The sequence below is a fragment of the Archangium sp. genome (genome assembly GCF_036388035.1).
Lineage (GTDB): Bacteria > Myxococcota > Myxococcia > Myxococcales > Myxococcaceae > Archangium.
In genome coordinates this window covers 25,044-34,787 of sequence record NZ_DASVSO010000366.1, presented here as the reverse complement: position 1 = coordinate 34,787, position 9,744 = coordinate 25,044, and the positions used below count along the sequence as shown (strand labels likewise).

Sequence of the window (9,744 nt, the reverse complement as noted above, 5' to 3'; positions counted from 1 at the left end):
GCACTTCGTCACGGGCGAGGGCAACGCGGTCTGCGGCTGGGACTACAACGAGCAGCTCACCCGGGCCGTGGTGCGGGGGCCGGGCGGGGAGCGAGTGCTGAGCGCGAAGGAGCTGAACGGGGACTCGGTGGCGGCGGTGCTGGACCTGGAGGGTGACGGGCAGGTGGAGCTGCTCCTGAACGCGTCCTGGCCCACACATCGGGTACGGCTGATCCGCGAGGACGGCTCCGAGGTGGTCTGGTCCGAGGTGGAGAACTGCGACTGCGGGTGTTGACCCGCCCGGGGGCCGTGCTCCCCGACAGGGCAGGCGAGGGGCCCCCACCGCTGAACGTCCTTCCAGATGGGCGGAAACTCGTTACAAGCAGGGTTTGCCTCTAGAAGAGCACCCTGCCTTGAACGCCGACGAACTCCTCAAAGACCTGAACGAGCCCCAACGGGAGGCGGTCCTCCATGGGGATGGGCCACTCCTCGTGCTGTCCGGCGCGGGCAGCGGCAAGACGCGCGTCATCACCCGCCGGGTGGCCCACCTGGTCCAAGTGCGCGGCGTCCTGCCCTGGCGCATCCTCGCCGTCACCTTCACCAACAAGGCCGCGCGCGAGATGCGCGAGCGGCTCGTCCAGCTCCTCGGCAACCAGGCACACGAGCTGGTGGTGAGCACCTTCCACTCCTCGGCGTCGATGATCCTGCGCCGCGTCCTCCGGGACGAGTCGGTGGCGTCCCTGCTGGGGCTCACCCCCTCGTTCGTCATCTACGACGACGGGGATCAGCTCCAGCTCATCAAGCGCGCCATGCGCGAGGTCCGCGTGGACCCCGTCATGCAGCCGCGTGAAATCCTCCACCGCATCGACCAGGAGAAGAACGCCGCGCGCCTCCCGGACGAGATGGTGGTGGACGTGGACGACCTGCGCGGCGGGGTGGTGCAGAAGACCTACCGCGCCTACCAGCGGTTGCTGCGCGCGGCGAACGCGGTGGACTTCGGCGACCTGCTCCTGCTGCTGGTGGCGCTCTTCCGCAAGCGCCAGGACGTGCTGGACCAGTACCGGCGGCGCTTCCAGCACATCCTGGTGGACGAGTTCCAGGACACCAACCCCGTGCAGTACGAGCTGCTGCGCCTGTTGGCCCCGCCGGAGCGGCGTCCCAACCTGGTGGTGGTGGGCGATGACGACCAGTCCATCTACCGCTGGCGCGGCGCGAGCGTGGACAACATCCTCTTCTTCCCGGACCACTTCGCGGGCGCCCGGGTGGTGAAGCTGGAGCAGAACTACCGCTCGGACCAGAACATCCTGGACGCGGCGCACGCGGTCATCGCGCGCAACACGCGGCGCATGACGAAGAAGCTGTGGAGCGAGCGGCCCAAGGGCGAGAACCTCACGCTGCTGATGAACCGGGACGAGCGCGCCGAGGCCCAGGAGGTGGCGCGCCGCATCCACGAGCTGCAACGCGAGGGCTTCATCAAGTACTCGGGGATGGCGGTCTTCTACCGGACGAACGCGCAGAGCCGCGTGCTGGAGGAGGCGCTGCGGCTGGCGCGTGTGCCCTACACGCTGGTGAGCGGACGCAGCTTCTACGACCGGGCCGAGGTGCGTGACGCGGCGGCCTACCTGCGCCTGATGGTGAATCCGCGCTCGGACGCGGACCTGCTGCGCATCATCAACACGCCGGCGCGAGGCATTGGCGACACCACGGTGGAGCGGCTGGTGGACTGGGCCAACCAGGCGGGGGTGAGCCTGTACGAGGCCACCGCGGCGCCCGAGCGGATTACCGGCCTCAACTCGGCGGCGGTGCGCCGGCTCACCGGCTTCCACGCGGTGGTGTCCTCGCTGCACGCCTTCGCGCAGGAGTCCAAGGACGCGGCGAGCGCGGTGGACCAGATGCTGAAGGACTCGCACCTGGTGGAAGCGCTCATCACCGAGGGCAGTGACGAGTCGCTGTCGCGCGCGGAGAACCTGCGCGAGTTCCTGGGCGCGGCGCAGGAGTTCGACCTGAACCGGGCGGCCGCGGCGGTGGCGGCGGCCTCGTTCGGGGACGAGGAGGAGGCGGCGCCCCGCGCGCCGGAGGACGAGGGCCTGGACACCTCGCCGCTCACGGCGGACGTGCCCGCGCTCAACGCCTTCCTGGAGCAGATCAGCCTCGTGGGCGAGGCGGACGCGGACGTGGGCGAGGGCCGGGTGGCGCTGATGACGCTGCACGCGGCGAAGGGGCTCGAGTTCGACGCGGTGTTCATCACTGGCATGGAGGACGGAGTCTTCCCGCACTCGCGCTCGCTGGCGGCGGAGGACCCGGACGGGGAGGAGATGGCCGAGGAGCGGCGGCTCTGCTACGTGGGCTTCACCCGCGCGCGCAAGCGGCTGTTCATCACCCTGGCGCAGTGCCGCTCGCTGTTCGGCGAGCTGCGCTACAACCCGCCCTCGCGCTTCCTGCGGGAGGTGCCGCAGTCGCTCTTCGGCTTCGCGGAGCAGGAGCTGGAGACGCCTGCCGCCCCGAAGGCCTCGCCGCTGGTGCAGCGCCGGCGCAACTTCGAGGACGATGATGGGCCGCGCATCGACCGCTCCTACTCGCAGTCCTCGGACATGGACGGCGCGGGCGGTGATATGCGCGGCATGTCGGTGCGGCACGAGCAGTTCGGCATGGGGCGCATCGTCTCGGTGGACGGCAACGGACCCAACGCGAAGGTGACGGTGGAGTTCGGGCGGAGCGTGGGCCTCAAGCGCGTCATCGCCCGCTTCCTGATGCCGGGCTGAGGCCCACACTCAATCGAGGAAGCGGCGCCACCAGCGCACGGTTTCCTCGTGGGTGCTGTCGTGGAAGGCCTCGTAGCCGGGGCACTGGTACTGCCAGGGCTCCAGCACCCGTGCCAGCTCGCGGTAGGCGGGGAGAGTTTGGCCTTGCGTCAGGTCTCCGGCCTCCGGCCACTCCCCCAGCGTCACCACGGCTCGCTCGCCCTCCAGCTCCTGGACGGTGGTTCCAGGGGATTGCAGCCGGGTGCGCAGGCCCGCGGCGCCGCCGAGTTCCCCCAGCACCGGTTGGCCGAGGAAGTTGAGCCAATGCACGCCATCCACTCGGGGCCCAAGAGACGTGTTGCCGTGAGCCACATCCAGGCCTGGATGGCGGAAGGCTTGCTCGTGAATCCCTTTCATGGAGGCCACGAAGGGGTTGGGTGAATAGAAGGCGAGGCCAGCATGGCCCGAGGAGAAGGGCAGCAGTGATGCCAACTCCACCGCTAGCTCCCGCAGTCTGCCGGGACCATGCTCCTCGAGGTACTCCGTGGGCCAGGAGAAACTCACCAGACTCACCGTGTCCTTGACGGGCGTTCGCCAGGGCAGGCGGGCCCAGTAGAAGAAGCCATAACCACTGATGCCAGAGGCTCCGCCCAACAGTTCAACACACCGGTGAAACTGTTTCTTCACCCGGCGATGGACGTACTGCTCGTCTTGGATGTCATCAAGGAAGCGTTCCCCACGAGGTGCGGAAAGTGTGGACCGGATGAAATCCCAGCCGTCCTCATTGAGAGGAAATTCATCGTATTCGCCATTGACGTCGCGCCACTCGGAAAGAATTTCCGGCCCTTCTCCAATACCGCGGAGATATACATCGAGTGCACGGTTCACGCCCTCCGAGAGATCATGGTGGTCAAACGGAAGGTGCAGGATGAGCCTGACCACTTCCCGCTGGACCAGGCGGTCTCCCTCCTGCTGGGAGGCGTAACGACGAATCCGAGGATAGCGTTCGGTCATCGGCTGATTCCAAGCTGAGGGGTGACGAGAGCGCGCCGTTTCTCTCCTGGGAGATCCTTGTACTTGTCCAACTTGCTACGCAGCGTCTGTCCCTCGTATCCGAGCGGATCGCTCTTGTTCTTGGACGTGCATGGGAACAGGAAGTCATAGAGGAATTGAATCTTGTTGGCGTCGCGCACCAGGTGCAGAACGATGTCGGGGACGAGAGAGCCCGTACGCTTATCTGTAAGGGCGTACTCTTCGCCCGGCGGTTTTTTGCCATAGCGTGGTTCCCTGGTGATGTGGTTTGAGAATTCACGGCCGAGCTCTCGCTCGATGCACGAGAAGGCCGCATCGTGCTTCATCGTCCCGAGTTCCATGGCACGCGTCACTTTCTCGCCGTCTTTGTTGTAGCCAATGACGCGGCCGCACTCGGAGTCACTGGGGTACCCCTCCTTGGGATACTCCCGTTGATTCACCTGGGAGTCGGCCTCCTTGGCGCACTGGACGAGCACTTCCTCGACCCGGGCCACCTCCGCTTCGTCGAGGAAGTCCTTGAGGGTGAGGAGTCCCCGGACAGCCTTCGCCGCCTCCACCAGCTTTTGCCCCGTGGCGGGAACGACGAGCTCTCCGCTGGCCGCAGGCGCCGCGCACACGGCGTTGAACGCACAGGACTGCTTGTAGCTCGCGGGGACGCCACGCTGAGCTCCGGGCCAACTGCTGGCCACCCCGGTTCCCCGAGGAGCGCCGGTGGCACACGCGGCTTGGAGCAGCATGAGCAAAGCCAGCAGGCTCAACCCGGGGTGCTGGCGCGCACCTGCTGGGCGTGAGCCGACAAGACGGGTGGACACGTTGCACCTCTCCAGCACGCGCGGGGTCCGGAAACCGTAGCCCAGCCTCCATTCCAGAACGTGGGGTCTGGCGCGGCTCACTTGTAGACGTCTACAAGTGATGTAGGGCGTTGTGTGTGGTGGTGCGACTTCACTTGTAGACGTCTACAAGTGAAGTCCTCGGCTCACGATTTTGGGGGCTGGAGCCGCCACGACAGCACGCGCCCGTCCTGCCCCAGCACGAAGAGCTGGTCCCCGAGGACCACCGGCCGGGTGAGCAGTGGCGTGTCCAGTCGCAGCGAGAAGGCTGGAGGGCCCTTCCCGGGCTCGAGCGCGACCAACCATCCCTGACCGCCGCGCGTGGGCACCAGCAACCAGTCGCGGTACTCCGCCACCTGCGTCACCAGGGGCGCGGGCAGGCCGAAGCGAGCTGTCTCCCGGCCATCCTGGGGCGCGAGGGCCAGGAGCAGGTTGTCCTCCGTGCCCACCCACACCTGGCCCAGGGCGAAGCCCGGCGGACTGGTGAGGACGGGCGCGGGAGTCTGCCGCCAGCGCACCTGTCCATCGGCGAGCCCGAGCGCGAGCACCTCTCCCTTCCGGGTGGAGACGTACAGCACGTCTCCCTGGGCCTCCAGTCCCAGCACCTGGGCCAGCGGTCGGCGCCAACGCACCGCGCCATCCTTCGGCGCCAGGGCGAACAGCCCCGCGTCCCCGAGCACCACCACCACGAGGCCGCCCGCGAGGACGGGGGAGGGCAGGGGCCGGGTGGCCTCGAGCCGGGGCGCACCCGAGGGCAACGGGCGCCGCCAGCGCACCTCGCCCGAGTCCACCGCATGGGCGCGCACGCTGCCGTCGGGAGCCACCACGTAGACGGCGCTCGCATCCGACACGAGCGGAGTCAGCACGGCCGGCTGCCCGGTGAGGCGCCAGCGCTCCGTGCCCTGGGCGAGCGCGAGGCTGACGAGCGTTCCGCCAACCGTTCCCACGATGACACTGTCCCCCGACACCGTGGGGGGCGCGGCCACCTCGCGTCCGAGCTCCACCTTCCAGGGCGACTCGCCCGCGAGGTCCAGGCGCAGGACCCGGCCGGCCTCGTTGCCCACCAGCACCCCGTTTTCCAAGGGGACGAGAGCCGCCCGGGAGGGAGCGTCGGAGGAGAAGGCGAAGCGCTTGTCGGTGGGCTGCCGGCAGGCGGCCATCAGCACCGCCATGGCGAGCAGTAAGGCGAGGCGCTGACAGAGAGAGGGCGGCATGGTTGAGCGAGGATTTTCAGACCCCTAGGATGCTTGGCAAGGAAGGAACCCGACATGGCTTCGATTCGTGACGACGAGCTCCCCAGCTCGACTGGTATTCCCTCATCCGCTCGCCGGGCGGACTGGTCCGCGCCTCCCACTCTCCCGGTGACCGAGGAGCTGCTCCTCGCGCTGCCCAAGACGGACCTGCACTGCCACCTCGATGGCTCGATGCGGCTCAAGACGATCCTCGAGCTGGGCGAGCAGCAGAAGGTGAAGCTGCCCGCGGACAGCGAGGACGGGCTGGCCAAGGCCATCCACATGGGCGAGGTGTGCAAGAACCTCGAGGACTACCTGGTGGCCTTCGACGTGACGCTCTCGGTGCTGCAGACGGCCGAGGCCCTCTACCGCTCGGCCTACGAGCTGGCGGTGGACGCGGCGGCCGAGAACGTGCGCTACCTGGAGGTGCGCTACTCGCCAGCGCTGCACCTGCAGAAGGGCCTGAAGATGACGACGGTCATCGACTCGGTGCTCGAGGGCCTGCGGGTGGCCAAGCGCGAGACGGGCATCAAGTACGGCGTCATCATCTGCGGCATCCGCCACATCAACCCGCAGACGTCCATGCGGCTGGCGGAGCTGTCGGTGGCCTACAAGAACCGGGGCGTCATCGGCTTCGACCTGGCGGGCGCCGAGGCGAACTTCCCGGCCAAGGACCACAAGGAGGCCTTCCAGCTCATCCTCAAGAACAACGTCAACTGCACGGCGCACGCGGGCGAGGCCTTCGGGCCCGAGTCCATCTCCCAGGCCATCCACTACCTGGGGGCGCACCGCATCGGCCACGGCACGCGGCTGCGCGAGGACGGCGATCTGCTCAACTACGTGAACGACCACCGCATCCCGCTGGAGGTGTGCCCCACCTCCAACGTGCAGACGGGCGCGGTGCCGAGCCTGGATGCGCACCCGCTGAAGTTCTACTTCGACTACGGCCTGCGCGTGACGATCAACACCGACAACCGCCTCATCACCGACACCACGGTGACGAAGGAGCTGTGGGTGGCGCACAAGGAGCTGGGGCTGTCGCTGGAGGACCTGACCACCATCATCGTCTCCGGCTTCAAGAGCGCCTTCCTCCCGTTCCGCGAGAAGCAGGACCTGCTGCGCCAGGTGAACCAGGAGATCGCCCAGACGCTGGCGGCCTTCGAGAAGCGGCCGCAGATGGTGAAGCAGCCGGCCTGAGCCGGGAAGGACGCCATGGACCTGGAGCTCGGTGGGAAGGTGGTGTTGGTGACGGGGGGCTCGGACGGGTTGGGGGCGGCGCTGGCCCTGCGCCTCGTGCGCGAGGGGGCCCGCGTGGCCCTCTGCGCCCGGGGCGCCGAGCGGCTGGAGGCCACGGCCTCGGCGCTGCGCGAGGCGGGCGGGGACGTGCTGGCCCAGGTGACGGACATCTCCCGAGCACAGGAGGTGGAGCGCTTCGTGGAGGCGGCGGTGGCGCGCTGGGGGCGGGTGGACGGGCTGGTGAACAACGCGGGCACCGCGGCGGCGCGGCCCTTCGCCGAGGTGGACGACGCGGCGTGGGAGGCGGACCTGCAGCTCAAGCTCTTCGCCGCGGTGCGCACGGCGCGGCGGGTGCTGCCCCACCTGCGCGCGGCGGGCGGCGGCTCCATCGTCAACGTGCTGGCCATTGGCGCGAAGGCGCCGGGGGCCCATTCCATGCCGTCCTCGGTGTCTCGGGCGGCGGGCATGGCGCTCACCAAGGCGCTGTCGAAGGAGCTGGGCCCCGCGGGCATCCGGGTGAACGCGGTGCTGGTGGGGCTCATCGAGAGCGGCCAGTGGGAGCGCAAGGCGGAGGCCTCGGGGCAGTCGGTGGAGGCGCTCTACACGAAGCTCGCGAAGGACTCGGGCATTCCACTGGGCCGGGTGGGGAAGGCCGAGGAGTTCGCGGACGTGGTGGCCTTCCTGCTCTCCCCGAGGGCCGGCTACGTGAGCGGCACGGCCCTCAACGTGGACGGGGGGCTGTCCCCCGCCGTGTGAGGCCCCTCAGTGGTGCTCCATCACCGGGAGGGTGAAGCGGAAGGTGGAGCCGCACCCCACCTCGCTCTCCACCCAGATGCTGCCGCCGTGGTGCTCGATGATGTCCCGGCAGATGTAGAGCCCGAGGCCCAGCCCGCCGAAGCCCGAGATGGGGGCATTCCGGGCGCGGAAGAAGCGCTCGAAGAGGTGGGCCTTCTGGTCCGGCGGAATGCCAATCCCCGAGTCCGAGACCGAGACGAGGGCCCGCGCCCCGTCCCGCTCCACCCGGACGCGGATGCTCCCTCCCGTGGGGCTGTACTTGAGGGCGTTCTCCAGCAGGTTCACCAGCACCTGCGCGAGCCGGCCGCGGTCTCCTTCGATGACGAGGGGCTCGTCGGGCTCCTCGTACTCGAGCGCGTGCTCGGCGCTGACGGGGCGCAGGTCCGCGAGCACCTCGCGGGTGAGCTCCCGGAGCGACACGGGCTCGTGTCTCAGCTCCAGCCGGCCCGCCTGGATGCGCGAGGTGTCCAGCAGGTCATTGATGAGCCCGGAGAGCCGGGCGACCTGGGCGAGCGCCTTCTCCACCTGTGGGGTCGAGATGGGCCGCCCGGCCGCCACCCGCTGCTTCAGCACCTGCAGGTGGAGCTTGAGGGGGGTGAGCGGCGTCTTCAACTCGTGTGACGCGATGGACAGGAAGTCGTCCCGGACGCGGATGGCCTCCTGGGCCTCGCGCAGCAGCCGCTCCCGCTCCGCCTGCGCGCGGCGCTCCACCGTCACGTCCCGGTAGCTCCAGACGCGGCCCACGGTGGCGCCTCCCAACCGCTGGGGGCGCGAGTAGCGCTCGATGATGCGCCCGTCGCGCAGCTCCACGAGGTCGACGCCCTCCTGCTCGGGGTCCGCGTACAGCTCCTGGATCCGCGCCGTGAACGGCTCCGGGTGCTGGACCTGGGAGCGCACGTGCGCGAACACCTTCTCCCAGTCCGAGGTGTCCACCAGCTCGGGAGGGACGCGCCACAGCTCGTGGAACCTCCGGTTGGAGGCGGTGATGCGCCGGTGGCGGTCCACCACGATCACCCCATCCGCTGTCGAGTCGAGCGTGGCGCACAGCAGTGAGACCGTGTGCTCCAGCTTCTCGCGGGCCCGGCGCTCCTCGGTGACGTCCACCATGATGCCCCGCAGCCTGCGGGGGATTCCCTCCTCGGAGACCACGGTGACGATGTCGCGCAGCCACACGGTGCGCCCGTTGGCCGCGATCATCCGGTACTCGAACTCGTGCGGCCTGCACTCCTGCGTCGCCCTGGTGCAGAAGGCGGGGGCCCAGGCCCGATCCTCGGGGTGGAGGTGCTTCACCCAGAAGTCCGGCTCCTGCATCCACTGCTGGAGGGGATAGCCCACGAGGCGCTCGGCCTGCTTGCTGACGAAGGTGAAGCGGAAGTTCGCATCGGCCTCCCAGACGATGCCGTCGATGGCGTCGATGAGCCCCGCGTGCAGGCGCTGGGTGCGGGTGAGCTCCTGGGCCACCTCGTCGAGATCCGAGACATCCGTGGCGACCCCGAGGGCCGCGACGATGTCGCCCCCGGTGTCCTTCACCGGCCCCACGCGGCACCGGTAGGCATGGCCGCAGGTGGTGAAGTCGAAGCCCCCCAGCTCTCCCGAAAGGGCCCGGCGGTGGGCCGAAGCCCAGCTCTGGGGATCCGCGGCGCGGGCCGCGGAACACACCTGGCCCGCGGTGTCGTGGGCCTGCTTCGGCGGGTTGCACCACATGATGGACAGGTCCCCACCCACGAGCCAGGCGGGACCGGGGAGCCCATCCAGCGTCTCGCGCAGCTCCACCTCGGCGCCCGTGGGTGCCTCCACCCGTGTGCAGGCGCGGGTTGGGGAGAGGAGGTGGAGGGTTCCGATCAGCTCGCCCGCGCCATCAGCCGCGGGCTCGATCGCACTCAGCTCGACAGCCAGGCG

8 protein-coding genes are annotated in these 9,744 nt (G+C 69.1%); 4 read left to right on the top strand and 4 right to left on the bottom strand.

The genetic code is table 11. From position 1 onward, the window contains the following. On the top strand, positions 1-274 hold a 274-nt coding region (locus VF697_RS14950; RefSeq protein ID WP_331095493.1), incomplete at its 5' end, for a hypothetical protein. A 118-nt stretch (positions 275-392) separates the two neighbouring features. After that, positions 393-2,741, top strand: a complete 2,349-nt coding sequence (locus VF697_RS14945; RefSeq protein WP_331095491.1) for an ATP-dependent helicase — start codon at positions 393-395, stop codon at positions 2,739-2,741. 9 nt (positions 2,742-2,750) lie between these two features. On the opposite strand, the gene VF697_RS14940 is transcribed toward VF697_RS14945, so the two are convergent. From VF697_RS14940 to VF697_RS14930, 3 genes are all read right to left on the bottom strand, one after another. After that, complete coding sequence (locus VF697_RS14940) at positions 2,751-3,734, bottom strand: DUF3396 domain-containing protein (protein ID WP_331095489.1); 984 nt, start codon at positions 3,732-3,734, stop codon at positions 2,751-2,753. Continuing rightward, on the bottom strand, positions 3,731-4,564 hold the full coding sequence (locus tag VF697_RS14935; protein WP_331095487.1) for a hypothetical protein: 834 nt from the start codon (positions 4,562-4,564) through the stop codon (positions 3,731-3,733). The genes VF697_RS14940 and VF697_RS14935 overlap by 4 nt, the downstream gene beginning before the upstream one ends. 164 nt (positions 4,565-4,728) lie before the next feature. Beyond that, positions 4,729-5,796, bottom strand: a complete 1,068-nt coding sequence (locus VF697_RS14930) for a PQQ-binding-like beta-propeller repeat protein (RefSeq protein ID WP_331095485.1) — start codon at positions 5,794-5,796, stop codon at positions 4,729-4,731. A 54-nt stretch (positions 5,797-5,850) separates the two neighbouring features. On the opposite strand from VF697_RS14930, the gene add reads away from it, so the two are divergent. Together add and VF697_RS14920 are read left to right on the top strand one after the other, a co-directional pair. Then, positions 5,851-7,011 (top strand): adenosine deaminase, encoded by a 1,161-nt coding sequence (gene add / locus VF697_RS14925; RefSeq protein WP_331095483.1) that lies wholly within the window; start codon positions 5,851-5,853, stop codon positions 7,009-7,011. Between the two features lie 15 nt (positions 7,012-7,026). Further along, positions 7,027-7,806, top strand: coding sequence for an SDR family oxidoreductase (locus VF697_RS14920; RefSeq protein WP_331095481.1), 780 nt, complete (start codon positions 7,027-7,029; stop codon positions 7,804-7,806). 6 nt (positions 7,807-7,812) lie between these two features. Here VF697_RS14920 and VF697_RS14915 read toward each other — a convergent pair whose 3' ends face one another. Then, the gene (locus VF697_RS14915; RefSeq protein WP_331095497.1) at positions 7,813-9,306 is read right to left on the bottom strand and encodes a PAS domain-containing sensor histidine kinase; all 1,494 of its coding nucleotides are present in this window, start codon (positions 9,304-9,306) and stop codon (positions 7,813-7,815) included. Positions 9,307-9,744 lie beyond the last annotated feature (438 nt).

Bases quoted from the DNA above. Each gene is read 5' to 3' on its own strand.
- VF697_RS14920 (WP_331095481.1), top strand. From the start codon at position 7,027: ATGGACCTGGAGCTCGGTGGGAAGGTGGTGTTGGTGACGGGGGGCTCG.
- VF697_RS14930 (WP_331095485.1), bottom strand. From the start codon at position 5,796: ATGCCGCCCTCTCTCTGTCAGCGCCTCGCCTTACTGCTCGCCATGGCG.
- VF697_RS14940 (WP_331095489.1), bottom strand. From the start codon at position 3,734: ATGACCGAACGCTATCCTCGGATTCGTCGTTACGCCTCCCAGCAGGAG.
- add (WP_331095483.1), top strand. From the start codon at position 5,851: ATGGCTTCGATTCGTGACGACGAGCTCCCCAGCTCGACTGGTATTCCC.